This is a genomic window from Rhodococcus sp. 06-470-2 (assembly GCF_002258235.1).
Classification (GTDB): domain Bacteria; phylum Actinomycetota; class Actinomycetes; order Mycobacteriales; family Mycobacteriaceae; genus Rhodococcoides.
Genome location: NZ_NOYB01000032.1, coordinates 152,152 through 178,357 on the forward strand (window position 1 = coordinate 152,152; position 26,206 = coordinate 178,357).

Annotated in this window: 24 protein-coding genes; 14 read left to right on the forward strand and 10 right to left on the reverse strand. The window is 65.7% G+C overall.

The window, feature by feature from the left end; all coding sequences use genetic code 11:
* Positions 1–82 precede the first annotated feature (82 nt).
* On the forward strand, positions 83–649 hold the full coding sequence (locus tag CH276_RS16315) for a TetR/AcrR family transcriptional regulator (protein WP_032398031.1): 567 nt from the start codon (positions 83–85) through the stop codon (positions 647–649).
* Positions 650–655: 6 nt separating this feature from the next.
* Here CH276_RS16315 and CH276_RS16320 read toward each other — a convergent pair whose 3' ends face one another.
* A complete protein-coding gene (locus CH276_RS16320; RefSeq protein WP_032398030.1) occupies positions 656–2,287 on the reverse strand; it encodes an ABC-F family ATP-binding cassette domain-containing protein in 1,632 nt (543 codons plus the stop codon).
* A 150-nt stretch (positions 2,288–2,437) separates the two neighbouring features.
* Here CH276_RS16320 and CH276_RS16325 point away from each other — a divergent pair, with 150 nt between their 5' ends.
* From CH276_RS16325 to ku, 3 genes are read left to right on the forward strand one after another with little or no spacing between them, the layout of a single operon-like run.
* A complete protein-coding gene (locus CH276_RS16325) occupies positions 2,438–3,226 on the forward strand; it encodes an SDR family oxidoreductase (RefSeq protein ID WP_094630009.1) in 789 nt (262 codons plus the stop codon).
* On the forward strand, positions 3,223–4,368 hold the full coding sequence (locus tag CH276_RS16330; protein WP_094630010.1) for a lycopene cyclase family protein: 1,146 nt from the start codon (positions 3,223–3,225) through the stop codon (positions 4,366–4,368). Before CH276_RS16325 ends, CH276_RS16330 begins: the two co-directional genes overlap by 4 nt.
* Positions 4,369–4,419: 51 nt before the next feature.
* Positions 4,420–5,361 (forward strand): non-homologous end joining protein Ku, encoded by a 942-nt coding sequence (gene ku / locus CH276_RS16335; protein ID WP_094630011.1) that lies wholly within the window; start codon positions 4,420–4,422, stop codon positions 5,359–5,361.
* 21 nt (positions 5,362–5,382) lie between these two features.
* Here ku and CH276_RS16340 read toward each other — a convergent pair whose 3' ends face one another.
* Genes CH276_RS16340 through CH276_RS16370 form a run of 7 tightly spaced genes read right to left on the reverse strand, consistent with a single transcriptional unit; the run spans position 5,383 to position 11,787 of the window.
* Positions 5,383–5,775: a metal-sulfur cluster assembly factor gene (locus CH276_RS16340; protein ID WP_032398026.1), complete on the reverse strand. Its 393-nt coding sequence runs from the start codon at positions 5,773–5,775 to the stop codon at positions 5,383–5,385.
* Between the two features lie 2 nt (positions 5,776–5,777).
* Complete coding sequence (sufU, locus tag CH276_RS16345; protein WP_094630012.1) at positions 5,778–6,269, reverse strand: Fe-S cluster assembly sulfur transfer protein SufU; 492 nt, start codon at positions 6,267–6,269, stop codon at positions 5,778–5,780.
* A complete protein-coding gene (locus tag CH276_RS16350; RefSeq protein WP_094630013.1) occupies positions 6,270–7,562 on the reverse strand; it encodes a cysteine desulfurase in 1,293 nt (430 codons plus the stop codon).
* A gap of 2 nt (positions 7,563–7,564) precedes the next feature.
* On the reverse strand, positions 7,565–8,341 hold the full coding sequence (gene sufC / locus CH276_RS16355) for a Fe-S cluster assembly ATPase SufC (RefSeq protein ID WP_032398023.1): 777 nt from the start codon (positions 8,339–8,341) through the stop codon (positions 7,565–7,567).
* Positions 8,342–8,383: 42 nt separating this feature from the next.
* Positions 8,384–9,574 (reverse strand): Fe-S cluster assembly protein SufD, encoded by a 1,191-nt coding sequence (sufD, locus tag CH276_RS16360; RefSeq protein ID WP_094630100.1) that lies wholly within the window; start codon positions 9,572–9,574, stop codon positions 8,384–8,386.
* 24 nt (positions 9,575–9,598) lie between these two features.
* Positions 9,599–11,044, reverse strand: a complete 1,446-nt coding sequence (gene sufB, locus CH276_RS16365; protein WP_032398021.1) for a Fe-S cluster assembly protein SufB — start codon at positions 11,042–11,044, stop codon at positions 9,599–9,601.
* Entirely contained in the window at positions 11,041–11,787 is a 747-nt protein-coding gene (locus CH276_RS16370; RefSeq protein WP_373557304.1) for a helix-turn-helix transcriptional regulator, read from the reverse strand. The genes sufB and CH276_RS16370 overlap by 4 nt, the downstream gene beginning before the upstream one ends.
* A 336-nt stretch (positions 11,788–12,123) precedes the next feature.
* On the opposite strand from CH276_RS16370, the gene mptB reads away from it, so the two are divergent.
* The 4 genes from mptB (at position 12,124) to CH276_RS16390 (ending at position 16,573) form a co-directional block, all read left to right on the forward strand.
* On the forward strand, positions 12,124–13,776 hold the full coding sequence (gene mptB, locus CH276_RS16375) for a polyprenol phosphomannose-dependent alpha 1,6 mannosyltransferase MptB (protein WP_094630014.1): 1,653 nt from the start codon (positions 12,124–12,126) through the stop codon (positions 13,774–13,776).
* Positions 13,773–14,717 (forward strand): ABC transporter ATP-binding protein, encoded by a 945-nt coding sequence (locus CH276_RS16380; RefSeq protein ID WP_032398020.1) that lies wholly within the window; start codon positions 13,773–13,775, stop codon positions 14,715–14,717. Before mptB ends, CH276_RS16380 begins: the two co-directional genes overlap by 4 nt.
* Before the next feature lie 2 nt (positions 14,718–14,719).
* Positions 14,720–15,514, forward strand: coding sequence for an ABC transporter permease (locus CH276_RS16385; RefSeq protein ID WP_371828407.1), 795 nt, complete (start codon positions 14,720–14,722; stop codon positions 15,512–15,514).
* Between the two features lie 72 nt (positions 15,515–15,586).
* A complete protein-coding gene (locus tag CH276_RS16390) occupies positions 15,587–16,573 on the forward strand; it encodes a COX15/CtaA family protein (protein WP_032398018.1) in 987 nt (328 codons plus the stop codon).
* 139 nt (positions 16,574–16,712) lie between these two features.
* On the opposite strand, the gene CH276_RS16395 is transcribed toward CH276_RS16390, so the two are convergent.
* Positions 16,713–17,084 (reverse strand): hypothetical protein, encoded by a 372-nt coding sequence (locus CH276_RS16395; RefSeq protein ID WP_045195275.1) that lies wholly within the window; start codon positions 17,082–17,084, stop codon positions 16,713–16,715.
* A gap of 135 nt (positions 17,085–17,219) precedes the next feature.
* On the opposite strand from CH276_RS16395, the gene CH276_RS16400 reads away from it, so the two are divergent.
* Positions 17,220–18,185: a quinone oxidoreductase family protein gene (locus CH276_RS16400; RefSeq protein ID WP_032398016.1), complete on the forward strand. Its 966-nt coding sequence runs from the start codon at positions 17,220–17,222 to the stop codon at positions 18,183–18,185.
* A gap of 23 nt (positions 18,186–18,208) precedes the next feature.
* Here the strand turns inward: CH276_RS16400 and CH276_RS16405 are convergent, their stop codons facing one another.
* Entirely contained in the window at positions 18,209–19,216 is a 1,008-nt protein-coding gene (locus CH276_RS16405) for a heme o synthase (RefSeq protein ID WP_045199760.1), read from the reverse strand.
* A 409-nt stretch (positions 19,217–19,625) separates the two neighbouring features.
* Between CH276_RS16405 and tkt the strand changes: the two genes are divergently transcribed.
* The 5 genes from tkt to pgl are packed head-to-tail and all read left to right on the forward strand — an operon-like array spanning position 19,626 to position 26,060.
* Positions 19,626–21,725, forward strand: a complete 2,100-nt coding sequence (gene tkt, locus CH276_RS16410; protein ID WP_094630015.1) for a transketolase — start codon at positions 19,626–19,628, stop codon at positions 21,723–21,725.
* A gap of 3 nt (positions 21,726–21,728) precedes the next feature.
* Positions 21,729–22,853, forward strand: coding sequence for a transaldolase (tal, locus tag CH276_RS16415; RefSeq protein WP_094630016.1), 1,125 nt, complete (start codon positions 21,729–21,731; stop codon positions 22,851–22,853).
* 6 nt (positions 22,854–22,859) lie between these two features.
* A complete protein-coding gene (gene zwf, locus CH276_RS16420; RefSeq protein WP_032398013.1) occupies positions 22,860–24,416 on the forward strand; it encodes a glucose-6-phosphate dehydrogenase in 1,557 nt (518 codons plus the stop codon).
* Positions 24,413–25,321 (forward strand): glucose-6-phosphate dehydrogenase assembly protein OpcA, encoded by a 909-nt coding sequence (gene opcA / locus CH276_RS16425; protein ID WP_176459282.1) that lies wholly within the window; start codon positions 24,413–24,415, stop codon positions 25,319–25,321. Before zwf ends, opcA begins: the two co-directional genes overlap by 4 nt.
* Positions 25,314–26,060 (forward strand): 6-phosphogluconolactonase, encoded by a 747-nt coding sequence (gene pgl, locus CH276_RS16430; protein WP_094630017.1) that lies wholly within the window; start codon positions 25,314–25,316, stop codon positions 26,058–26,060. The genes opcA and pgl overlap by 8 nt, the downstream gene beginning before the upstream one ends.
* Positions 26,061–26,206 lie beyond the last annotated feature (146 nt).

Consider the following 26,206-nt stretch of genomic DNA (forward strand, 5'->3'; position numbering starts at 1 on the left):
CGATGGGCCCGGAACCGACAACGTGTTTCCGGGCCCATCGCCGTCTCGGTCGAGGCCCTCATCGAAAGTAGGAAACCCACACGTGCCCAAGGTCAGCGAAGACCACCTGGCTGCCCGTCGAAGCGAGATTCTCGACGGCGCGCGTAAGTGCTTCGGCGAGTTCGGTTACGAGGGCGCGACAGTACGGCGTCTCGAAGAAGCCACCGGCCTGTCGCGCGGAGCCATATTCCACCACTTCAAGGACAAGGACGGGCTCTTCCTCGCGCTGGCTCAGGAAGATGCCCGACGCATGGCCGAGGTCGCGGCCACTCAGGGTCTGGTGCAGGTGATGCGAGACATGCTGGCGCAACCCGAACAATTCGAGTGGCTCGGCACGCGGCTCGAGATCACCCGACGATTGCGCACGGACGCGGACTTCCGGTCCAGCTGGGCCGAGAGGTCGGCCGAGCTGACCGACGCCACACTCGGACGACTCGAGCGTCAGAAGACCGCAGGACGACTGCGCGACGACGTACCCAACGACGTCCTCGCCGACTACCTCGATCTCGTGCTCGACGGCCTGGTGGCTCGCATTGCGTCCGGCCACGGCGGCTCGAACCTCGCCGCGATCCTGGACCTGGTCGAGGAGTCGGTCCGCAGGCAGGACTGAGCACCGTTACGCGAGCTGGATCAGTTCCAGGTATTCCTGCGACCAGTGGTCCTCGGTGCCGTCGGGAAGCAGAATCACTCGTTCGGGTGACAGCGCTTCGGCGGCACCGGGATCGTGGGTCACCAGTACGACCGCGCCCTTGTAGCTGCGGAGCGCGTCGAGCACCTGCTCACGGGAGATCGGGTCGAGGTTGTTGGTCGGTTCGTCGAGCAGGAGAACGTTCGCCGCGGAGGACACCAACCCGGCGAGAGCCAAACGGGTCTTCTCGCCACCGGACAGTGTTCCTGCCGGCTGGTCGAGCTGGGGCCCGGTGAACATGAAGGCTCCGAGCAGCGATCGCAGTTCCTGCTCGCCGGTGTCGGGTGCCGCGTGCCGGATGTTCTCCCAGACCGACGCGTGGTCGTCGAGAGTGTCGTGTTCCTGTGCGAAGTATCCGACGCGCATGCCGTGGCCGGGTTCGATCTCACCGGTATCCGCCTTCTCGGTTCCGGCGAGGATCCGCAGCAGCGTCGTCTTGCCTGCACCGTTGAGCCCGAGCACCACGACACGGCTGCCCCGGTCGATGGCGAGGTCGACGCCGGCGAAGATCTCCAGCGATCCGTACATCTTGGTCAGGTTCTTCGCCATCAGCGGCGTCTTGCCGCACGGTGCCGGCTCGGGGAAACGAATGTGCGCCACCTTGTCGGACACCCGTTCTGCATCGAGGTTGGCGAGCAGCTTGTCGGCGCGCTTCGCCATGTTCTGTGCTGCAACGGCTTTCGTCGCCTTGGCCCCCATCTTGGCGGCCTGCACGCGCAGTGCCCCGGCTTTCTTCTCCGCGTTGGCGCGCTCACGACGGCGACGCTGCTCGTCCGTGGCGCGGGCGTCGAGGTACTTCTTCCAGTTCATGTTGTAGATGTCGGCTTCGCCGCGGACGGCGTCGAGGAACCACACCCTGTTCACCACGTCTCCGAGCAGTTCGACGTCGTGGCTGATCACGATGAGTCCGCCCTCGTGGTTCTGCAGGAATCCGCGCAGCCAGGTGATGGAATCGGCGTCGAGGTGGTTGGTCGGCTCGTCGAGCAGCAAGGTGGTGTTCGAACGTCCACCACTGCCGTCGGACGCGGCGAACAGAATGCGAGCCAGCTCGACGCGTCGACGCTGTCCACCGGACAGGGTCCGTAGCGGTTGGCCGAGGATGCGGTCGGCCAGGCCGAGGCTGTTGCAGATGCGGGCCGCTTCGCTCTCGGCTTCGTAACCGCCGAGGGACGCGAAACGCTCTTCGAGTTCGCCGTATTTACGGACTGCTTTGTCGAGCAGCGCCTCGTCGGCAACCTCGGCCATCAGCGCTTGCTGCTTCTCCATCTTGTGCAGGAGGGTGTCCAGGCCACGGGCCGAGAGCACGCGATCCTTGGCCAGCACGTCGAGGTCGCCTTCTTTGGGATCCTGCGGCAGGTAACCGAGTTCGCCGGTGCGCACGACCTCGCCCGCGTAGGGCTCGCCTTCGCCCGCCAGGATGCGCAACGTGGTGGTCTTTCCTGCACCGTTGCGACCTACCAACCCGATGCGGTCGCCCGCCTGTACCCGGAGCGCGGGCCCCTCGGTGGACAGAAGGGTCCGCACACCGGCACGAACTTCCAGGTCGGTGGCGGTGATCACGCGTGAGCTCCTAGCGATTGCCGAACAAGATCGTCGCCCGTCGACCGACGGGCGAACCATGCCGCCGAACAGCACAGCAAACTCCCATTTTAGCTCAGCATTCACGTGCCCTCACCCAGGAACGACGGTGACACCGGTAACGTCTGATCGATGACCGACGCCTCCGAAACAGTCAGCTCTTCCAGCGCGCCGACCCCCGATCTCGCCGGGCGCACCGCACTCGTCACCGGCGGCAGCCGAGGCATAGGCAAGGCCATCGCCGCGGAACTGCTCGCCCGCGGCGCGAACGTCGCCATCACCGCTCGCAAGCGCGAACCTCTCGTTGCGGCGGCAGCGGAACTCGGCGATTCCGTGCTCGCGATCGACGGTAATGCGGGCGACCCGGAGCACCGACGCAACGCGGTCGCGAGCACCGTGGAGACCTTCGGTTCACTGGACATCCTGGTCAACAACACCGGCATCAACCCCGTCTACGGCTCACTGATGGACGCCGACCTGGCCGGCGTGAGCAAGATCTTCGACACGAACGTCGTGGGTACCCTCGGATTCGTCCAACAGGCGTTCCATGCCTGGATGGGCGAGCACGGCGGCGTGATCGTCAACGTCGCCAGCGTGGCCGGCATCCGCTCCACCGGCGTGATCGCCGCGTACGGCGCATCCAAAGCCGCTCTGATCCGCCTCACCGAGGAGCTCGCCTGGCAGCTCGGTCCGAAGATTCGCGTCAATGCGGTGGCTCCGGGCGTGGTGAAGACGAAATTCGCCGAGGCTCTCGTCGCCAACGGCGAAGACGCGGCAGCGGCCAGCTATCCGATGAAGCGTCTCGGCAATCCTGAGGACGTAGCGGCCCTGGTGGCCTTCCTGGTGTCGGACGCGTCCTCCTGGATCACGGGCGAGACCGTGCGCGTGGACGGTGGTTTGCTCGCCACCGGCGGAATGTGAACGATTTCTCGGCCGACGTCGCGGTGGTCGGACTCGGTCCCGCGGGGCGGGCCGTCGCCCATCGGTGCGCCGAGGCCGGACTCGATGTGCTCGCACTCGATCCACACCCGTCGCGCACCTGGACACCGACGTATTCCGCTTGGGCCGACGAGTTGCCGTCGTGGTTGCCTCCGACCGCCGTCGCCTCGACTGCGCAGAAGCCGGCGGTATGGACCGACCGTCATCGGATCATCGACCGGACGTACTGCGTGCTGGACACACCTGCCCTGCAAGCGACCCTGTCCCTCGACCGGGTCCGAGTGCTGGCGGGGACAGCCGTCGACGTCACCGGTTCCCGGGTGACGACCGCCGACGGCACCATCGTCGACGCTCGTCACGTCGTCGACGCCCGCGGCACGCTCGATTCTCGGGACCTCGCACAGCAGACGGCGTACGGCATCGTCGTCGACCGGGACCGCGCCGAGCCGATCCTCGAAGGGTCGGACGCCTGGTTCATGGACTGGCGCACCGACAACGGAGCTCGGCCCGGTGAGGCCCCGAGTTTTCTCTACGCCGTGGCGCTCGACGAGGATCGGATCCTGCTCGAGGAGACGTGTCTGGTCGGCCGGCCACCGCTGGAACTCGCACTGCTTCGATCGCGGCTGCACCACCGGCTCACCCGTCGGAACCTGGAACCGACCGGCGACGAGGACGTCGAGCGAGTGCGGTTCTCGGTCGAACCGCCGCCTCGGTCGCGGCTGCACACCGGGCGAGGCGGACCGGTGCTCTTCGGTTCCCGCTCCAATCTGATGCATCCGGCCACGGGGTACAGCGTTGCGGCGTCGCTGGCGACGACGGATCACCTCGTCGAGAGATTCCGAGGCGGTGGACGTTCGCGCCCGATGCGCCCGGTGCACGTCTGGACGGTTCAGAAGCTTCGCAACCTCGGGCTGCGCACGGCACTGGCTCTCGAACCCGAGATGGTCCCCCAGTTCTTCTCCAGCTTCTTCTCGCTCCCGGTCGAACTGCAGCGCTCGTACCTGTCCGGGTACGACGACGCCCTCGGAACGATGACCGCGATGCTGAAGATGTTTCCGACGCTCCCGGGATCGGCCAGGCTCGCGATCGCGCGCACGATAGTGCGCACTCCGGGCCGCGGCTGAGTTTCCCGCCAACGGTCGACACGCGGGCGCCCGGTCGGCGATCATGGACAGATGCGCAGCATTTGGAAGGGCTCGATCGCCTTCGGACTGGTCAATGTTCCGGTGAAGGTCTACTCGGCCACCGAGCAGCACGACATTCGGTTTCATCAAGTGCACGCGAAGGACGGCGGGCGCATCAAGTACGACCGCATCTGTCAGGAATGCGGCAAGTCGGTGCAGTTCGCCGATATCGACAAGGCGTACGACTCCCCCGACGGGGAACGCGTCATTCTTACCGACGACGACTTCGACAAGCTGCCTGCGGCGGAGAAGCACGAAATTCCGGTTCTCGAATTCGTGCCGACCGAGCAGATCGATCCGATCCTCTACGACAAGAGTTACTTCCTCGAGCCGGACTCCGCGTCACCCAAGGCCTACGTGCTGCTTCGGGAGACGCTGGAGGAAACCGAACGCACCGCGCTGGTGCATTTCACTCTGCGACAGAAGACCCGCCTGGCCGCACTACGCGTGCGCGACGACGTACTGGTGATCCAGACACTGCTGTGGCCGGACGAAGTCAGGGCCGCAGAGTTTCCTTCGCTCGAAGACGCGCCGTCCGCGCGCCCGCAGGAAGTGAAGATGGCGACGTCCCTGGTCGAAAGCATGTCCTCAGAATTCGATCCCACCGAGTACACCGACGACTACCAGATCGAACTGCGCAAGCTGATCGACGAGACGCTCGCCAACGGCGGTGAGAAGGTCATCCACACCGAGACGGAGAAGGACGACGACGGAGAGGATGCCGAGGTCGTCGATCTCGTGGCGGCTTTGCAACGCAGCGTCGAGGCGGCAGGCAAGAACACGAAGTCGGGGTCCTCCACATCCGCTTCGGCGAAGAAGACACCCGCGAAGAAAGCCCCGGCGAAGAAGGCGGCCGCCAAGAAGACGGCAGCGAAGAAGTCGACCCCCGCCAAGACCGCCGACTCCAAAGCCGACGAAGCCAAGGGTGCGTGAGGGGGCCGACTCGGCCGTACGTCAGACGGTGAAGCCGAGGGCCCTGAGCTGCTCGCGACCGTCGTCGGTGATCTTGTCCGGACCCCACGGCGGCATCCAGACCCAGTTGATCTTGAGGTCGGCGGCCAGACCGCTGCGCACGAGCGCGCCGCGAGCCTGATCCTCGATGACATCGGTCAACGGGCATGCCGCCGACGTCAGCGTCATGTCGACCGTGACGATGTCGTCGGCGTCGATCTTGATGTCGTACACCAGTCCCAGGTCGACGACGTTGATCCCGAGTTCGGGGTCGACGACGTCGCGCATCGCTTCTTCGAGGTCCTCGAGCACCTTGATCTCGTCGGCGGTCAGAGCCACAGGAGTGGTCTCCGATGTCTCCGACGCTGACTGGGTCGTATCTGTTGTATCCGTCATGATCACTGTCCTCCGGAAAATGCCGACTGGGCGGTCTCGCCCGTCGTGACTGTCGAATCTGCGTCCACTACCTGAACAACCGCGTCCTTGAAAGCCATCCATCCCAGCAGGGCGCACTTGACACGGGCCGGGTATTTGGCCACACCGACGAACGCGATTCCGTCACCGATGACGTCTTCGTCGCCTTCGACGGTACCTCTGCTGCCGACCATGTCGCTGAACGCGTCGACCGTCTTCAACGCATCGGCGACGCTCAGGCCGACAACCTGGTCGGTGAGCACCGATGTCGCCGCCTGGCTGATCGAGCAGCCCTGGCCGTCGTACGAGACGTCGGCGACGGTGCCGTTCTCGATCTGCACGCGCAGTGTCACCTCGTCGCCGCAGGTGGGGTTGACGTGGTGTACCTCGGCACCGAAGGGCTCGCGCAGTCCACGGCCGTGCGGGTGCTTGTAGTGATCGAGGATCACTTCCTGGTACATCTGTTCCATGCGCATCTACCGCTGACCTCCCCCGCCGTTGTCGGTGGTGCCGAAGAACGACTGTGCGCGGCGAATCGCCTGTGCCAGAACCTGCACTTCCTCGACCGTGTTGTAGAGCGCGAACGAGGCGCGCGCTGTCGCAGCCACACCGAACCTACGATGCAGGGGCCACGCGCAGTGATGTCCGACGCGGATGGCGACCCCCTCGTCGTCCAGGATCTGTCCGAGGTCGTGGGCATGAATGCCGTCGACCACGAACGACACCGCCGAACCGCGGTCGACGTTCTCCGTCGGTCCGATCACGCGAACACCGTCGATCTTCGCGAACTCGGCGAGAGTTGCTGCGACCAAGGCCTTTTCGTGCGCGGCGATGACATCGATGCCGATGTTCTCCAGGTATTGCACAGCTGCGCCGAGTCCGACGACCTGCGAGGTCATCGGAACGCCGGCCTCGAACCGTTGCGGCGGCGCGGCGAACGTCGTCTTCTCCATGGTGACGGTCTCGATCATCGAACCGCCGGTGATGAACGGAGGCATCGCTTCGAGGAGTGCAGCCTTGCCGTACAACACGCCGACCCCCGATGGACCGAGCATCTTGTGACCGGAGAACGCGGCGTAGTCGACGTCGAGCGCGTGGAAATCGACCTTCATGTGCGGCACCGACTGGCATGCGTCGAGGACGACGAGTGCGCCCACCGCCCTGGCCCGACGCACCAATTCCTCGACCGGAGCGACCGCGCCGGTCACGTTGGACTGATGCGTGAACGCGAGAACCTTGACGGCCGAGGACAATTCGAGCGAGTCGAGGTCGATTCGACCGTCGTCGGTGACGCCGTACCAGCGCAGCGTGGCACCGGTTCGAGCTGCCAGCTCCTGCCACGGAACGAGGTTGGCGTGGTGTTCGAGTTCGGTGACGACGATCTCGTCGCCGGGACCGAGGTGGCGATCGAATCGCTGATCGGCAAGCACGTACGTCACCAGGTTGAGCGACTCGGTCGCGTTCTTGGTGAACACGATCTCGTCGACGTCGGCACCGACGAACGACGCGATGGCGGCGCGCGCACCCTCGTAGGCATCGGTGGCCTCTTCGGCCAACTGATGCGCCCCGCGGTGTACGGCGGCGTTGCATGTGGTCAGAAATTCACGCTCGGCGTCGAGTACCTGCACGGGCCGCTGAGAGGTGGCACCGGAGTCCAGATACACCAACGGCTTACCGTCTCGCACGGTACGCGAGAGGATGGGGAAGTCGCGGCGAACCGTGGCGACATCGAACGATGCCGCCACCGCCGCAGCTGCGGGTGCAGCCATACTCATGCTCCGGTGGTCGCGGCCTGCGTGTAGCCGGCGTATCCGTTGGCCTCGAGCTCGTCGGCCAGCTCTGCACCGCCGGACTTCACGATTTCACCGTTGACGAAGACGTGGACGAAGTCGGGCTTGATGTAGCGCAGGATGCGGGTGTAGTGCGTGATCAGCAGCACTCCACCGTCTTCGCGCTCCTTGTACTTGTTGACGCCCTCGGACACCACGCGCAGAGCGTCGACGTCGAGGCCGGAGTCGGTCTCGTCGAGGATGGCGATCTTGGGCTTGAGCAGTCCCAGCTGAAGAATTTCGTGACGCTTCTTCTCGCCGCCGGAGAATCCCTCGTTGACGTTGCGCTCGAGGAAGTTCGCCTCGATCTCGAGCTCGCTCATCGCGGTCTTGGCTTCCTTGACCCAGTGCCGCAGCTTCGGAGCCTCACCGCGCACGGCGGTGGCGGCGGTGCGGAGGAAGTTCGACATCGACACGCCCGGCACCTCGACCGGGTACTGCATCGCCAGGAAGAGGCCGGCGCGCGCACGCTCGTCGACGCTCATCTCGAGCACGTCTTCACCGTCGAGGGTGATGGTGCCCGAGGTCACTGTGTACTTCGGGTGGCCGGCGATGGCGTAGGACAGGGTCGACTTGCCGGAACCGTTGGGACCCATGATCGCGTGCGTCTCACCCGACTTCACGGTGAGGTCGACACCCTTGAGGATGTTGATGGGCTCCGCTGTGGCGTCGGAGTTGGCGACGCTGACGTGCAGATCGCGGATTTCGAGTGTGGACATCAAAAAGTTCCTTTGTGCAGTCGAGAAAGGTTCGGGTGTGACCTACGCGCCGACGACGGCGAGTTCGGTCTCGATGGCAGCGTCCAGGCGCTCGCGCACGGCGGGGACCGGAATCTTGTCGATGACCTCGTGGAAGAAGCCGCGGACGACGAGTCGGCGAGCGACCTCCTCGGAGATGCCACGAGCGCGCAGGTAGAACAGCTGCTCGTCGTCGAAACGGCCGGTGGCACTGGCGTGGCCTGCTCCGACGATCTCCCCGGTCTCGATCTCGAGGTTCGGTACCGAATCGGCGCGCGCGCCGTCGGTGAGAACCAGGTTCCGGTTGAGCTCGTAGGTCTCGGTTCCCTCGGCCTCGGCGCGGATGAGAACGTCGCCGATCCAGACGGTGTGCGCGTCGTGCTTGCCCGGGCCCACTTCGCCCTGCAATGCGCCCTTGTACATGACGTTGGACTTGCAGTGCGGAGCCGAGTGGTCGACGAGCAGACGCTGCTCGAGGTGCTGGCCCGCGTCGGCGAAGTACAGACCCAGCATGTCGGCGTCACCACCGGGCGCGCTGTAGCGCACGGTCGGGCTGATGCGCACCAGGTCGCCGCCGAGACTGACGTTGTAGTGCCGCAGCACGGCGTCGCGTCCCAGGAGTGCGTGGTGTGCCGCCACGTGCACGGCGTCGGACTGCCAGTCCTGGATCAGCACGACGTGCAACTGCGAGCTGTCACCGAGAACGAACTCGATGTTCTCGGCGTACGTGCCACTACCTCGCTGGTCGATCACGACGGTGGCGCGAGCGAACGTGCCGAGTCGGATCTGGAGGTGACCGTAGGCGACGTGGTCGACACCGGGACCGTCGACGGTGATCTCGATCGGATCGGCCACCTCGACTTCGTTCGGCACGGAGACGATCGTGGCCTCGGTGAACGCCGAGAATGCCTGAGCGGCAATACGATCGGCAGGAACGCCGGCCTTGCCCAGTCGCTCGTCCTCGCGCCCGACGGTCTCCACGGTCACCGATTCCGGGGCGCCGACGGTGACCTGAGCGGCCCCGTCGGCGACGGCGGAACCGTCGTGCAGGCCGCGCAGCCGACGCAGCGGCGTGAAACGCCACAGCTCGTCACGACCCGACGGGATCTCGAACGCATTCACGTCGTAGGACGTGAACTGAGCGCCCTTGTTCACGACGAGCTTCGACTTGTCTTCCTTGGCCGACTCGGGGTTTTCGGATGCCACGGCACCCATCACTCCGGTGAGGGGGTTGTTCACTTATCCGACCGACCCTTCCATCTGCAGCTCGATGAGCCGGTTGAGCTCGAGCGCGTATTCCATCGGCAGTTCGCGAGCGATCGGCTCGACGAAGCCGCGCACGACCATCGCCATCGCCTCGTCCTCGGTCATGCCGCGGCTCATCAGGTAGAACAACTGATCGTCGCTGACCTTCGAGACGGTGGCCTCGTGGCCCATCGAGACGTCGTCCTCGCGGATGTCGACGTACGGGTAGGTGTCGGAACGACTGATCGTGTCGACGAGCAACGCGTCGCACTTGACCGTCGAACGCGAACCGTGCGCACCCTTGTTGATCTGGATCAGACCGCGGTACGACGTCCGGCCGCCGCCGCGAGCGACGGACTTGCTGACGATGTTCGACGACGTGTGCGGTGCCAGGTGCAACATCTTCGAGCCGGTGTCCTGGTGCTGGTCCGGGCCTGCGAACGCGACCGAGAGAACCTCGCCCTTGGCGTACTCACCGGTCATCCAGACGGCCGGGTACTTCATGGTGACCTTGGAGCCGATGTTGCCGTCGACCCACTCCATCGTTGCGCCTGCCTCGGCCTTGGCGCGCTTGGTGACGAGGTTGTAGACGTTGTTCGACCAGTTCTGGATGGTCGTGTAGCGGCAACGACCACCCTTCTTGACGATGATCTCCACCACGGCGGAGTGCAGCGAGTCCGACTTGTAGATCGGCGCGGTGCAACCTTCGACGTAGTGCACGTAGGCACCCTCGTCGACGATGATCAGCGTGCGCTCGAACTGACCCATGTTCTCGGTGTTGATCCGGAAGTAGGCCTGCAGCGGGATGTCCACGTGGACGCCCGGCGGGATGTAGATGAACGATCCACCGGACCACACCGCGGTGTTCAGTGCGGAGAACTTGTTGTCGCCTGCGGGGATGACGGTTCCGAAGTACTCGCGGAACAGCTCCGGCTGCTCCTTGAGGGCGGTGTCGGTGTCGAGGAACAACACTCCCTGAGCCTCGAGGTCCTCACGGATCGAGTGGTAGACGACCTCGGACTCGTACTGGGCGGCGACACCGGAGACGAGGCGCTGCTTCTCCGCCTCGGGGATGCCGAGCTTGTCGTACGTGTTCTTGATGTCCTCGGGCAGGTCTTCCCACGTTGCAGCCTGCTTCTCGCTGGACCGCACGAAGTACTTGATGTTGTCGAAATCGATGCCGTCGAGGTCGGAACCCCAGTTCGGCATCGGCTTGCGCTCGAACGTCTTGAGCGCCTTGAGGCGCGCCTCGAGCATCCACTCGGGCTCGCTCTTCTTCTGCGAGATGTCGCGGACGACGGCCTCGGAGAGACCGCGCTTGGCGCTTTCACCTGCTACGTCCGAGTCGGCCCAGCCGTATCCGTAGGTGCCGAGCGAGGCGATGGTCTCGTCCTGGGTCAGCGGCGCGGTGGGTGTCACCTGGTCTGGTGTGACGGTCATGCGGGCTCCTTCCGGAGGCGTGGGCGTTCTCCGACACGGGGCTGCGCGTCGGGAGTCTTCTTGTCGGAACTATCGGTGTTCGAGTACCGCGTCGATGACAGCGGTACGTGCGTCGTACACGCGCAATTACCGTTGGCGATGGTCGCCAAACGCTGCACGTGCGTGCCGAGGATCTCGGCGAACGCGGTCTGCTCGGCCTCGCACAGCTCCGGAAACTCGGAGGCGACGTGCGACACCGGGCAGTGGTGCTGGCAGATCTGCACACCGTTGCCCACCTGACGGGTGGTGGCCGAGAATCCGGCCGCGCTGAACGCGTCGGCGATTCGGTCGGCGGCGTCCTCCACGGCATGCGCATCGGATCCCGCCGCAGGCTCCACGTCGGCCACGATGGTGTTGACGCGTTGCCGAGCGAATGTCTCGATTGCCGCGTCTCCCCCGATCTTGCGCAGCTGCCGCATGGCGGCACCGGCAAGATCGTCGTAGGTGTGGCCGAGACGGTTGCGCCCGGCTGCGGTGAGCTGGAAGTGCTTGGCCGGTCGGCCCCGGCCACGTTGCCGAGCACCTGCGGGGGTGGTGATGCGGGCCTCGCCCGCGTCGATGAGTGCGTCCAGGTGACGTCGGACACCCGCAGCGCTCAACCCCAGCCGAGTACCGATGTCGGAGGCGGTGATGGGGCCCTCTTCCAGCAGTAGAGTGACCACAGCGCTCCGCGTCTGCCCCTCGGGGGCCGACGTGGGTCGCACCGACGAAACGCCTGCGCCGGACGCCGAAGACTCGACACTTCCCGGACGCACGAGCGAGCTCTCGGTTGTTTTCACAACACCAGTGTGACGGAATTGCGGTACCCGGTCCAGCAAGGGTGCCCTATGCAGGGCGCTCGTCCGACGACGTGGCCGATGCCGTGCCTGCGGATGGAGCACGGTGCAGGCCGTGCGCGAGTGCACAGCTACGCTCCCACTGTGCCATCGACCGACAGTGAGCCCAGTTCCGAGAGCTCACCTTCCGCGAGCGGTTCCGAGTCCTCCTCGGCGTCCGGCACATCGAAGTCCACCCCGGGCGCGCTCGTCCAGCGGTTCGTCGTGGTCCCCGCCCGTCGAGTCATCGGCCTGGAACCGACGCCTCCCGGCGGGGCGGTCGCCACCCTGCACGGAGACGAGCAGGAGGCACCGGGGCTGAACCCCTCGGAGACGAACCAACTCAGGAACATCCGTCGTTTCGGTGCCGCGGGTGCGCTGCTGATGGCGATCGGTGCCCTCGGCGCGGGCGCGCAGCCGGTGCTGCAGAACCCGATCGCGGGTGTCCGACTGCTGAGCTTGCCGTCCCGAATGGCGACCACCGCACTGACCGTCACGATGACCGGAACCGTCATCGTGGTGCTCGCGTGGTTGCTGTTGGGAAGATTTGCGTTGGGACGAACGCGATCGGGAACCACTCCGCGTCGACTCACTCGTTCCCAGATGGACCGCACGCTGCTGCTGTGGATCCTGCCGTTGTCCGTGGCACCGCCCATGTTCTCGCGTGACGTCTACTCCTACCTGGCACAGAGCGAGATCACCGCGCGCGGACTCGACCCGTACGAGGTCGGTCCGGTCGACGCGCTCGGGGCCGACAACGTACTGACCCGAACGGTTCCGAACATCTGGCGGGAGACCCCGGCACCCTACGGTCCGCTGTTCCTGTGGATGGGCCGTGGAATCACGTACCTGACCGGCGAGAACATCGTCGCCGGCATTTTCCTCCATCGCCTGCTCGCTCTGGCGGGAGTAGCGCTGATCGTCTGGTCGCTGCCACGTCTGGCTCGGCGCTGCGGGGTCGCGTCGGTCACGGCACTGTGGCTCGGCGCCGCGAACCCGTTGGTGCTGTTCCACCTGGTGGCCGGTATCCACAACGAAGCCCTGATGATCGGGCTCATGCTGGCGGGTACCGAACTGGCACTTCGCGCGATCGAGCACTCCGGAGCGCTACGCGGTACCGACATCGCGTTCCTCGTCGGCGGAGCAGGCCTGATCGCACTGTCGTCCGCGATCAAGATTCCCTCGCTCATCGCGCTCGGCTTCGTGGGAATGGCGCTGTCGAGGCGGTGGGGCGGGACCCTGCGATCCGTGATCCACGCGGCGCTCCTGCTCGGCTCGATCGCCATCGCGGTCCAGGTGGCGGTGAGCCTGGGCAGCGGTCTCGGCTTCGGCTGGATCAACACTCTGGGAACTGCCGGAGTGGTGCGCAGCTGGATGTCGATCCCCACGATCCTCGGTCTCGGCACCGGATTCGTCGGTGTGCTCCTGGGCCTCGGCGACCACACCACCGCTGTGTTGGGTCTCACTCGCCCGATCGCAGCCGTCGTCGCGGGCATCATCGTCGTCCGCATGCTCATCGCCGTCCTGCGTGGCCGCCTGCATCCGGTCGGCGCACTCGGCGTCGCACTCGGAGCCGTCGTCCTGCTGTTCCCCGTGGTGCAACCCTGGTACCTGCTGTGGGCGGTCATTCCGCTGGCGGCGTGGGCCACGACTCCCTCGTTCAGGCGTCCGGCCATCGCCTTCTCGTCGTTGGTGAGCGTGATCCTCATGCCGAACGGCAGTGAGTACCAACCGTTCCAGATCGTGCAGGCCGCCGTCGTGACCATCCTGACGATCGCGGTGCTCTATCTGCTCACGCGAAACCGGATGCCGTGGCCCATCCGCACCGGACCACCGGAACGCGACCGCAGCACCGACGAATACGCTGAGTCCTCGTGATCTCCGGGACGTCCGACGCGGCGCAACCTGTCGTACAGCTGACCGACGTACGCAAGTCGTACGACGGTGTCAGTGCCGTCGACGGACTGAGCCTGAACATCGGCCCCGGCGAGGTTCTCGCGCTGCTGGGCCCCAACGGAGCAGGAAAGACCACCACCGTCGAGATGTGCGAGGGGTTCGTCGTGCCGGACAGCGGCTCGGTCCGGGTCCTCGGACTGGACCCCGTGGCGCAGTCGGCGCAGCTGAGGCCACGCATCGGCGTCATGCTCCAGGGCGGAGGTGCGTACCCCGGTTCCAAGGCAGGCGAGATGCTCCAACTCGTCGCCTCGTACTCGGCCGACCCCCTCGACCCGGCGTGGCTGCTCGACTGCCTCGGCCTGACCTCTGCAGTCCGCACCCCGTACCGGCGGCTCTCCGGTGGGCAACAGCAGCGGCTGGCTCTGGCCTGCGCCATCGTAGGGCGGCCCGAACTGGTGTTCCTCGACGAACCGACCGCCGGGCTCGACGCCCAGGCCCGGCTGCTGGTGTGGGAATTGATCGACGCCCTGCGCCGCGACGGTGTCGGCGTATTGCTCACGACACATCTGATGGACGAGGCCGAGCAGCTCGCGGATCGGCTGACGATCATCGACAACGGCCGCGTAGTCGCCTCGGGCACACCCTCCGAGCTGACCAAGCAGGGTGCCGAGGGCCAACTGCGCTTCACCGCACCCCCGGGACTCGAACTGTCCATGCTCGACGCGGCACTCCCCCCGGGTTACGTACCGTCGGAACCGACGCCCGGCTCCTATGTGGTCTCCGGTGTGATCGAGCCGCAGATTCTGGTGATCGTCACGTCCTGGTGCGCACAGCAGGACGTGTTGGCCACCGAATTGCAGGTCGACCAGCGCCGCCTCGAGGACGTGTTCCTCGAACTGACCGGCAGAGAATTGAGGAAGTGACCGTGCGCAGAGAAGCCCGGCTCGCCGACAACCGATTCGAGACAGGCCTGTTCGCGCCTCGCCCGCAGCCCGCCTCGGCTGCGCGGATGCTGCTCGCACAGACCCGTCTCGAACTGAAGTTGTTGCTGCGCAACGGTGAACAGTTGCTGCTGACGATGTTCATTCCGATCACCCTGCTGATCGGATTGACCCTGCTGCCCTTCGGCGAACTCGGTGCCGACCGAGTGGCCCGCGTCGTCCCGGCCGTGATGATGGTGGCCATCATGTCGACGGCGTTCACCGGCCAGGCGATCGCTGTCGGCTTCGATCGCCGCTACGGCGCGCTCAAGAGGCTCGGGGCGACACCCCTTCCGCGGTGGGGCATCATCGGCGGCAAATCCGCCGCCGTGGTGATCGTGGTCATTCTGCAATCGATTCTGCTCGGCTCGATCGGCGTCGCTCTCGGATGGCGCCCGAGCGCGACGGGTCTGTTGCTCGGGGCCGTCATCATCGCTCTGGGAACCGTCACCTTCGCGTCGATGGGACTGCTGCTCGGCGGCACCCTGCGCGCCGAGATCGTGTTGGCGCTGGCGAACATCGCCTGGTTCGTGATGCTCGGCATCGGCAGCGCGGTGTTCGTGGACGACCAGATCCCCCAGGGACTGCAGAACGTCGCACGCATCGTGCCGTCCGGCGCGCTCGGTGAGGCACTGAGCAGAGGTGTGTCCTCGTCCTTCGACATCTTCGGTGTGGTCGTACTGCTGGTGTGGGCTGCGGTGTGCGGCACCCTCGCGGTACGCACGTTCAAGTTCACCTGAGCGGGGCTCGCCACCCAACGACGCTCGCCACCCAACGACGCTGTGTAGTTGATCGGCGTTTACCATCGAGGGGTGCTGTACAGAGCGTTCTTGCGCGTCGTCGATATCCTGCCCGTGCCCTCGCTTCGAGTGCAGCGGGTGCTGGCATTCATCGCGATCCTCACGCAGGGTGGCATCGCTGTCACCGGTGCCGTCGTTCGTGTCACCGGTTCCGGACTCGGGTGCCCCACGTGGCCGCAGTGCTTTCCCGGTAGCTTCACTCCCGTCGGGGTGTCCGAGGTCCCCGTTCTGCACCAGGCCGTGGAGTTCGGCAACCGTCTGCTCACGTTCGTTGTCGTTCTCGCGGCCGCAGCGGTCGTCATCGCCGTCACCAGGGCACGGCGGCGTCGGGAAGTGCTGTTCTTCGCGTGGCTGATGCCGCTCGGTACCGTCGTACAGGCCGTGATCGGCGGATTCACGGTGCTGACCGGACTGCTGTGGTGGACGGTAGCCGTTCACCTCGTCGTCTCGATGGCCATGGTGTGGCTGGCCACGTTGCTGTACGCCAAGGTCGGCGAGAGCGATGCGCCGGCCGAGTCCACGCCGACGGTGCCTGGTGCTCTGCGAGCGCTGACGGGGCTGTCCGGGATCGCTCTGACGGGCGTGCTGATCGCGGGCACCATGGTGACCGGAGCCGGCCCGCACGCGGGCGACAAGAGCATCGAGGAACCGGTACCGCGTCTCGGTATCGAGATCGTGACGCTGGTGCACGCACACTCTCAGTTCCTGGTCGGCTACCTGGCCCTGCTCGTCGGATTGGCATTCGCGCTGTATGCGGTTCGTGCGCCGAAGGCGGTCACGTTCCGACTCAACGTCCTGATCGGCCTGGTGCTGGCGCAGTCTCTTATCGGACTGGTGCAGTACTTCACCGGGGTTCCGGCCGTGCTCGTCGCCTTCCACGTGGCCGGTGCGGGCGCATGTACCGCCGCCACCGCTGCAGTCTGGGCGGCCTGCCGCACTCGCGGCCCGGTGGCGACCGAGACGGTCGAGACCACCGAGGACGTCGCAGTTCGCTCGTGACGATCGGTCGAGCTTCGAACAGGGTGGAGGGGCAGCGGGCCTCCCCCTCAGATGGCCGACTGCCCCTCCACTGACTTCGACGCATCGGGTACCGAGATGGTTCCCGCCGGATCGAAGGAATTTCCGCAGTTTTCTCCGCTCAGACGATCGCCTGGTTGCGCGCCTTCGGGAACTTCTTCTGACCGGCCACCCACCCGGCCATCTTCTCGTAGTGTCCGGGGGCCGGATTGACCGAACTGACCAGCTCGCGGTCCCATTCGGCCTCGGTCAACTGGTCGAGACCGTCGACGATCGCGCGGGCGATGGCGGTCGTCGCCACCACCTGGTCGCCCAGTACGCCGTCGGCACCGACCATGGTGAGCCGAGTTCCTGCTCGACCGATCGGCTGGATCACCACGTTGGCGGAGTTGCCGTGGTCGGCGAGAAAGCTCTTCACGGCCGCGAGTGTTCCCTTCGGAACCTCGTTCGACTCGTTCTTCTCGATGCCCGCGCTGTCGATTTCGGTAGCCATGCCGACACGATACCGAGGCCGTCCGCGTCGCCAGCATCCACCCGTCGAGTCGTTACTGATCGGTAACTTCGGCCGCGTGCGTGTGTTACCCGGATCCGTGTACCCGAGTGTGACGCGCCCGTGTAGAACGGTCTCATGCGTGCCATTCGAATAGACAACACCGGCGGACCCGAGGTCATGAACGTCGTCGACATTCCGATACCGACGCCGGGACCGGCTCAACTACTGGTCCGGATCGAGGCCGTCGGCATCAACTACATCGACACGTACTTTCGACGCGGTCTGTATCCACGCGCGCTGCCGTACGTTCCCGGCGACGAGGGATCCGGGGTGATCGAACAGGTCGGAACGGACGTCACCGACTTCGCACCGGGACAGCGCGTCGCCTGGGCCGCAGCGCCGGGCAGCTACGCGGAATACGTACTGGTCGACGCCTCGTCGGCCATCGCGGTTCCCGAGGGCGTTCCTGCCGATCAGGCCGCCTCGGCGCTGCTGCAGGGTATGACGGCGCACTACCTGATCGAATCCACCTACCCGGCCCAGCAGGGTGACACCGTCCTCGTGCACGCCGGCGCAGGTGGCGTCGGACTGTTGCTGACGCAGATGGCGGTGGCGAAGGGAGTGAACGTCATCACCACGGTCTCCACGGATGCGAAGGCCGAGCGGTCCGCGCAGGCCGGTGCCGCCCACGTGTTGCGCTACGAAGAGGACATCGCTGCTCGCGTGCGCGAGATCACCGACGGCGAGGGTGTCCATGCGGTGTACGACGGCGTCGGTGCCGACACGTTCGAGGCAAGTCTGGCGTCGTTACGGATCAGAGGGACGTTGGCCCTGTTCGGAGCGGCGAGCGGTCCGGTCCCGCCCCTGGACCCGCAGAGGTTGAACGGCGCAGGATCGCTGTTCCTCACCAGGCCGACACTCGCCCACCACATACGGGACCGGGCCGAGCTCGAGTGGCGGGCCGGAGATGTGTTCGGGGCGATATCGCGTGGCGCGCTCACGGTCGAGGTCGGCGCTCGATACGCGCTGGAGGACGCCGCGCAGGCCCACATCGATCTGGAGTCACGCCGAACGACGGGATCGATCGTGCTCGTTCCCTGACCGATCCGTCGGGTGACGCTCGCTCAGGAGAGAAGCTGGGCGAGCGTCTGCCAGCCGAGGACCGAGTCGACGGCCAGGCCGCAGAACACCAGTGCCAGGTATTCGTTGGAGAGGATGAACAGCTTCAGTGGCTTGACCGGAGTTCCCGCTCGCACGCCTGCGTACAGGCGGTGTGCGACGACGAGAAACCACACTCCCGACGCCACGGCGACGGCCGCGTAGACGATGCCCGAGCCCGGTGCCAACGCAAGTGTTGCGGCAACGGTGGCCCACGCATACAGCACGATGTGCTTGGTGACCTTCGTCTCCGACGCGACCGCAGGCAGCATCGGTACGTTGGCCGCCTGGTAGTCCTCCTTGTAGCGGAGCATGAGCGCCCAGGTGTGCGGCGGCGTCCACAGGAAGATGACCAGGAACATCACCAGCGCTTGCCACCCGATCGTGCCGGTCACAGCGGACCAGCCGATCATCACCGGCATGCAACCGGCCGCGCCACCCCACACCACGTTCTGCGAGGTGCGCCGCTTGAGCACCAGCGTGTAGACGAAAATGTAGAAGCAGATGGTGACGACGGCGAGCACACCGCTGAGCAGATTCGTGGTGGCCCACAGCCAGAAGAACGAGAACACACCGAGTACGAGCCCGAAGATCAGCGCGTGCGAGACGGGCATGGCACCGCGGGCGAGCGGGCGCTTCTCGGTGCGCTTCATCACCTTGTCGATGTCTGCGTCGACCACCATGTTCAGCGTGTTGGCACTGGCCGCGGCCAGCATTCCGCCGAAGAGGGTGGTGAGGATCAGCCACGGATCGACGTTTCCCCGGTCGGCCAGCAACATCGCCGGAATGGTCGTGACGAGGAGGAGTTCGATGACCCGGGGCTTCGTGAGCGCGACATACGCAAGAAAGAGTGCGAATGCTCTACGTGGGGCGGACGTCGCCGGCGCGGCCTGCGTCGGCTCACCTGTCTCGTCTGCTCCGAATCCGGGGCCGCCGGCGAAACCGTGTCCGCCCGGCTGCTGCCCAATTCGCACTGCGTCTCCTCGCACGACTGTCGTTCTCTGGCGCTCGGCCACTTGCTCACGCGCCACCGGCACGCGGGTTGTCTCTCGACGGCGACACTTCGGCGCCTGCGCGCACGGGCAACTCCGCGACCACAACCGCGGGAGCCGACGACCGTGCGCCTACTACGACCGATGGTAGACGGCGGGGTTTGCACCTCCAATTCGCAGGGCACCCAAAGTGAGGAATACGTCGCCAACGAGTAACCCGCGCGCAATCGCCCGGGGGAAGGCACGACAGTAGGGTCGGACAGAACTAGGCTGGTGGAGGACGTCCTTCGGCACCGACCACATGCGTGCTCCACCCAGGCGCATTGCAGTCGCCGCCGGGCGACGATTCCCCGGAGCCACAACTCGAACGAATGTCAGGAGATTTCTGCTCGTGTCGATCACAGACGATATTGACGTCCTCACCACGGCGCACCACCCGAGCGACTGGACGGACCTGGACACCCGAGCGGTCGACACCGTTCGTGTTCTGGCAGCGGACGCAGTGCAGAAGGTCGGCAACGGCCACCCCGGAACCGCGATGAGCCTGGCTCCCCTCGCCTACACCCTCTTTCAGCGCACCATGCGTCACGACCCCACCGACACGCACTGGATCGGCCGCGACCGGTTCGTGCTCTCGTGCGGGCACTCGAGCCTGACTCTCTACCTGCAGCTGTACTTGGGCGGCTTCGGTCTCGAGCTCGCCGACATCGAGGCACTGCGCACCTACAAGTCGAAGACTCCCGGGCACCCCGAGTTCCGCCACACCGACGGCGTCGAGATCACCACCGGCCCGCTCGGTCAGGGACTCGCCTCCGCCGTGGGCATGGCCATGGCGGCGCGGCGCGAGCGCGGTCTGTTCGATCCCGAGCCCGCACTCGGTGAGAGCCCGTTCGATCACTACATCTACGTGATCGCCTCGGACGGAGACATCGAAGAAGGCGTGACGTCCGAGGCGTCGTCGTTGGCCGGTACTCAGCAGCTCGGCAACCTGATCCTGTTCTACGACGACAACAAGATCTCCATCGAGCACTCCACCGACATCGCTCTCTCCGAGAACACGGCCGCGCGCTACGAGGCCTACGGCTGGCACGTACAGGTGGTCGAAGGCGGCGAGAACGTCACCGCGATCGAAGAAGCCGTCGAGGCTGCCAAGGCCGTCACCGACAAGCCGTCGATCATCGTGCTGCGTACCATCATCGGCTTCCCGGCCCCCACCATGATGAACACCGGCGCAGTCCACGGTGCCGCACTGGGCGACGAGGAGATCGCGAAGGTCAAGCAGGCCCTCGATTTCGACCCGGCCAAGACGTTCGAGGTCACCGACGAGGTCATCGGCCACACCCGCAAGCTGCAGGAGCGCGGCCGCAAGGCCCACGCCGAGTGGACCGTCCAGTTCGACGCCTGGGCCGCCCGCGAGCCCGAGCGCAAGAAGCTGCTCGATCGCCTCACCCAGGGCACGTTGCCCGAGAACTGGACCGACGTTCTACCCACCTGGGAGCCCGGTAGCAAGGCCGTCGCCACGCGTGCCGCCTCGGGTGAGGTCCTCAATGCCGTCGGACCGGTTCTGCCGGAACTGTGGGGCGGCTCGGCCGACCTCGCAGGCAGCAACAACACGACGATCAAGGGTGCGAAGTCCTTCGGCCCCACGTCCATCTCCACCGACGACTGGGACGCCGAGCCGTACGGCCGCACCCTGCACTTCGGTATCCGTGAGCATGCGATGGGCGCGATTCTGTCGGGCATCGTGATGCACGGCCCGACGCGTGCATACGGCGGCACGTTCATGCAGTTCAGCGATTACATGCGGCCTGCGGTCCGGCTCGCGTCACTCATGGACATCGACCCCATCTACGTGTGGACCCACGATTCCATCGGCCTCGGTGAGGACGGCCCGACGCACCAGCCGGTCGAGCATCTCGCCGCGCTGCGGGCCATCCCCAACCTCTCGGTGGTACGCCCCGGCGACGCCAACGAAACCGCGTTCGCATGGCAGGCAGTGTTGGCCAGGTCCAGCAGCAGCGGACCCGTCGGCCTTGCGCTGACGCGTCAGGGCATCCCGATTCTCGAGGGCACCAGCTACGAGGGCGTCTCCAAGGGCGGATACATCCTCGTCGAGTCGTCCAAGGCGACCCCCGACGTCGTGCTGATCGGTACCGGTTCCGAGCTGCAGTACGCCGTGGAGGCACAGAAGCAGCTCGAGGCGCAGGGCATCGCCGCCCGCGTCGTCTCGATGCCGTGCGTCGAGTGGTTCGAGAGCCAGGATCAGAACTACCGCGACCAGGTGATCCCGCCCACCGTCAAGGCCCGGGTGTCGATCGAAGCCGGCATCGCGATGCCGTGGTGGAAGATCGTCGGCGGCTTCGGCGAGATCATCTCGCTCGAGCACTACGGCGAATCTGCCGACGCTGCAACACTTTTCCGCGAGTTCGGCTTCACGGCCGAGGCCGTCACGGCAGCCGCACAGCGCTCCATCACCAATGTGAAGGGATAATTCATGACCCAGAACAAGAATCTTGCAGAACTCTCCGCCGCCGGAATCTCGGTATGGCTGGACGACCTCTCCCGTGATCGCATCCGCTCGGGCAACCTCCAGGACCTCATCGACACGAAAAGTGTCGTCGGAGTGACCACCAACCCGTCGATCTTCCAGGCGGCCCTGAGCAAGGGCGAGGCGTACGACGAGCAGGTGAACAAGCTCGCCGGTGAAGGTGCCGACGTCGAGACCACCATCCGCACGGTCACCACGGACGACGTTCGCGAGGCCTGCGACATCCTGATGCCTCAATACGAGGCAAGTGCAGGCGTCGACGGCCGCGTGTCCATCGAGGTCGATCCGCGCGTGGCACACGACGCCGACAAGACGTACGAGCAGGCCGTCGAACTGTGGAAGATCGTCGACCGTCCGAATCTGCTGATCAAGATCCCTGCGACCGAGGAGGGGATTCCCGCTATCGCCAAGGTGATCGGCGAGGGCATCAGCGTCAACGTCACGCTCATCTTCTCCGTCGAACGCTACGAGCTGGTGATGAACGCCTACCTCGACGGTCTGGAGAAGGCGCGTGCGGCCGGCCACGACCTCGACAAGATCCACTCGGTCGCGTCGTTCTTCGTCTCCCGCGTCGACAGCGAGATCGATTCCCGTCTCGATGCAATCGGTACCCCTGATGCCGAGGCACTCAAGGGCAAGGCCGCTCTGGCCAACGCTCGTCTGGCGTACGTGGCGTACCAGCAGATCTTCGAGGTGGCCCCTCGGTTCCGCGAGCTCGTCGGCAGTGGCGCACGCCCGCAGCGTCCGTTGTGGGCGTCGACCGGCGTGAAGTCCGACGCCTACCCCGACACCATGTACGTCACCGAGCTCGTCTCACCGAACACGGTGAACACGATGCCGGAGAAGACCATGGACGCGGTTGCCGATCACGGCGAGATCGTCGGCGACACCGTATCGGGCAAGGGACCGGAATCGCAGGAGATCTTCGACCGCATCTCGGCACTCGGGATCGACATCACCGACGTCTTCCTGACGTTGGAGAACGAAGGCGTCCAGAAGTTCGAGGCGGCCTGGAACGAGTTGCTCGAAGCCACCGGCGAGCAGCTTCGCCAAGCGGGTCAGAAGAGCTGACCGACTGTGCCCACCGCAGAAACCGAACCTCTCCACTCCGCGGACTGGGTCAACCCACTCCGCGACGCGCGGGACAAGCGGCTCCCCCGCATAGCGGGCCCGTGCAGCATGGTCATCTTCGGAGTGACCGGCGATCTCGCGCGTAAGAAGCTCATGCCTGCGGTGTACGACCTGGCGAACCGGGGGCTTCTACCCCCCGGTTTCGCCTTGGTCGGCTTCGCCCGTCGGGAATGGCAGAACCAGGACTTCGCGAAGATCGTGCACGATTCCGTGCGCGATCACGCGCGCACCCCGTTCAGCGAGGAGGTCTGGAACACCCTCGCCGAGGGATTCCGGTTCGTCCAGGGCACGTTCGACGACGACGCGGCGTTCGACGAGCTGTCGCGGACACTGACCGAACTCGACGAGACCCGCGGTACCGGCGGCAATCACGCCTTCTACCTGTCCATTCCGCCCAGCGCCTTTCCCGTCGTTCTCGAGCAGCTGTCTCGGTCCGGTCTGGCGCAGGGCGAGGACGGCAACTGGCGACGTGTGGTGATCGAGAAGCCGTTCGGCCACGACCTGCAGAGCGCGAAAGAGCTCAATGCCGTCGTCAACCGAGTGTTCCCCGAGGACACCGTGTTTCGCATCGATCACTACCTGGGCAAGGAGACGGTGCAGAACATCCTCGCACTGCGCTTCGCGAACCAGTTGTTCGATCCGATCTGGAATGCGCACTACGTCGACCACGTTCAGATCACGATGGCCGAGGACATCGGATTGGGTGGTCGCGCAGGGTATTACGACGGAATCGGTGCCGCCCGCGACGTCATCCAGAACCACCTTCTGCAGCTCCTCGCCATCACCGCGATGGAGGAGCCGGTCAGCTTCAACCCCAAGGAGCTGCAGTCGGAGAAGATCAAGGTGCTCTCGGCGACCAAACTCGCCGAGCCACTCGATCGAACCTCGGCGCGCGGTCAGTACACCGCGGGGTGGCAGGGCAGCCAGAAAGTGAAGGGGCTCAAGGAGGAAGAAGGGTTCGACTCCGAGTCGAACACCGAAACCTACGCCGCCATCACCCTCGAGGTGGATACGCGGCGATGGGGTGGGGTGCCCTTCTATCTCCGTACCGGCAAGGCACTCGGGCGCCGAGTCACCGAGATCGCGATGGTGTTCAAACGCGCCCCGCACCTGCCGTTCGACGCCACGATGACCGAGGAACTCGGTCAGAATGCGTTGGTGATCCGAGTCCAGCCCGACGAGGGCGTGACGATGCGGTTCGGCTCCAAGGTGCCGGGTTCGAGCATGCAGGTGCGCGACGTCAGCATGGACTTCAGCTACGGCCAGGCGTTCACCGAATCCTCCCCCGAGGCCTACGAACGACTCATCCTCGACGTGCTGCTCGGCGAGCCGTCGTTGTTCCCGGTCAATGCCGAGGTGGAACTGTCGTGGAAGATCCTCGATCCGATCTTGGAGTTCTGGGCCTCCGGCGGCACCGCGGAACCGTACGAAGCCGGTACCTGGGGGCCCTCCTCGGGTGACGAGATGATGCACCGCACCGGACGCGAATGGAGAAGACCGTGATTGTCGACATCCCCGCCACGACGACGGCCGAGGTCGGCAAGAAGTTGGTGGAGGTGCGCGAAGCAGGCGGTGCGGTGACCATCGGCCGAGTGCTGACTCTGATCGTGGCCAGCCGTGATCCGGCCAAGGCCGAACGAGCGATCGACGCGGCGAACGAGGCGAGCCGTGAGCATCCGTGCCGCGTCATCGTGCTCATCCACGGAGATCGGTCGGCCGAGTCGAGCCTCGACGCGCAGATCCGGGTGGGCGGCGACGCCGGTGCATCGGAGGTCGTCGTGTTGCGCCTGAACGGCGAACTCGCCGACCACGAACACAGTGTCGTCATCCCGTTCCTGCTGCCCGATACCCCGATCGTGGCCTGGTGGCCGGACGAGGCACCGACCGTTCCGGCGAAGGATCCGTTGGGGCGCTTGGCGATTCGACGCATCACCGATGCGACGAACTCCCCCGATACCACCGCGACGATCAAGGGACGGCTCAGCAGCTACACCGAGGGCGACACCGATCTCTCCTGGAGTCGTATCACGTACTGGCGTGGCCTGTTGGCCACCGCGCTCGACCAGGCTCCGTACGAGGCTGTCGTCTCGGCCACGGTGTCGGGACTGGCCGAGGAGCCCGCACTCGACATCCTTGCCGGTTGGCTGGCCGCGAAGCTGGACGTGCCGGTCCACCGCCGTGCGGGTGAGCTGAAAGTCGAGCTGATCCGGGAGAACAGCAGCATCTCGCTGACGCGACCGCAGACCGGTAAGACCGCAACCCTGCGGCGTACCGGTCAGCCCGACGCCGAAGTCGCACTGGCGCGGCGCAACACGCGCGAGTGCCTCGCCGAGGAACTGCGCAGACTCGACACGGACGAGATCTACGAACTCGCCTTGAACGGACTGTCGAAAGTGAGCTATGAGTAAGACATCGGTACTCCAGTACCTGGACGCGCAAGCCCTTGTCGACGCAGCGCGATCGCGCTTCGTCGACGTGATCACCGCCGCGCAGGCCGAGCGAGGATCTGCGTCGGTGGTGCTGACCGGCGGTGGCACAGGAATCGCATTGCTGGAGGCGCTGCGCACGGACTCCGGCTCGATCGACTGGGGCAGAGTGGACGTCTACTTCGGTGACGAACGCTTCCTGCCCTCGGGCGATCCCGAGCGCAACGAAGTTCAGGCCTCGGAGGCGCTGCTCGATCACGTCGATGTCCATCCGGATCGGGTGTTCCGAATGGCCGCATCCGACGGACCACACGGAAGCGACCCCGAAGTTGCCGCGGCAACGTACGCACAGATCCTGCATTCCGGATCCGAAGGCGAGCCGACGCCTCGGTTCGACGTCCATCTGCTCGGCATGGGCGGCGAAGGCCACATCAATTCACTCTTCCCCCACACCGATGCGGTGCGCGAACAGCATCGCTTCGTCGTGGCGGTCGAGGACTCCCCCAAGCCCCCACCGGTGCGCATCACACTGACGCTGCCTGCGGTCCGCCGCGCGCAGCACGTGTGGTTGCTCGTCTCGGGAGCGAACAAGGCCGATGCCGTCGCTGCTGCGGTGGGCGGGGCCGATCCCGACGACGTCCCGTCGGCCGGAGCACTGGGCACCGAATCGACGGTCTGGTTCCTCGATACCGGCGCAGCGTCCAAGCTGGACACGGTGTGAGAGCCCGGAGCTAGTCCGGTTCGACTGCGTCGGGGTCACGTCCCGGCCACGCACCGTCGTAGTCGCCGACGCACCGAACACGTCCTGATGTCGAGCGATCGATCCGCCTACCGTTCGCACGGTAGGCGGATCCGTCGCGCCAGGCA

Coding starts and splice junctions, on each gene's coding strand:
- CH276_RS16340 (WP_032398026.1), bottom strand. CDS start 5,775: ATGACGGATACAACAGATACGACCCAGTCAGCGTCGGAGACATCGGAG.
- tal (WP_094630016.1), top strand. CDS start 21,729: ATGACCCAGAACAAGAATCTTGCAGAACTCTCCGCCGCCGGAATCTCG.
- sufU (WP_094630012.1), bottom strand. CDS start 6,269: ATGCGCATGGAACAGATGTACCAGGAAGTGATCCTCGATCACTACAAG.
- sufD (WP_094630100.1), bottom strand. CDS start 9,574: ATGGGTGCCGTGGCATCCGAAAACCCCGAGTCGGCCAAGGAAGACAAG.
- CH276_RS16395 (WP_045195275.1), bottom strand. CDS start 17,084: ATGGCTACCGAAATCGACAGCGCGGGCATCGAGAAGAACGAGTCGAAC.
- pgl (WP_094630017.1), top strand. CDS start 25,314: ATGAGTAAGACATCGGTACTCCAGTACCTGGACGCGCAAGCCCTTGTC.
- CH276_RS16350 (WP_094630013.1), bottom strand. CDS start 7,562: ATGGCTGCACCCGCAGCTGCGGCGGTGGCGGCATCGTTCGATGTCGCC.
- CH276_RS16400 (WP_032398016.1), top strand. CDS start 17,220: ATGCGTGCCATTCGAATAGACAACACCGGCGGACCCGAGGTCATGAAC.
- sufC (WP_032398023.1), bottom strand. CDS start 8,341: ATGTCCACACTCGAAATCCGCGATCTGCACGTCAGCGTCGCCAACTCC.
- sufB (WP_032398021.1), bottom strand. CDS start 11,044: ATGACCGTCACACCAGACCAGGTGACACCCACCGCGCCGCTGACCCAG.
- CH276_RS16325 (WP_094630009.1), top strand. CDS start 2,438: ATGACCGACGCCTCCGAAACAGTCAGCTCTTCCAGCGCGCCGACCCCC.
- ku (WP_094630011.1), top strand. CDS start 4,420: ATGCGCAGCATTTGGAAGGGCTCGATCGCCTTCGGACTGGTCAATGTT.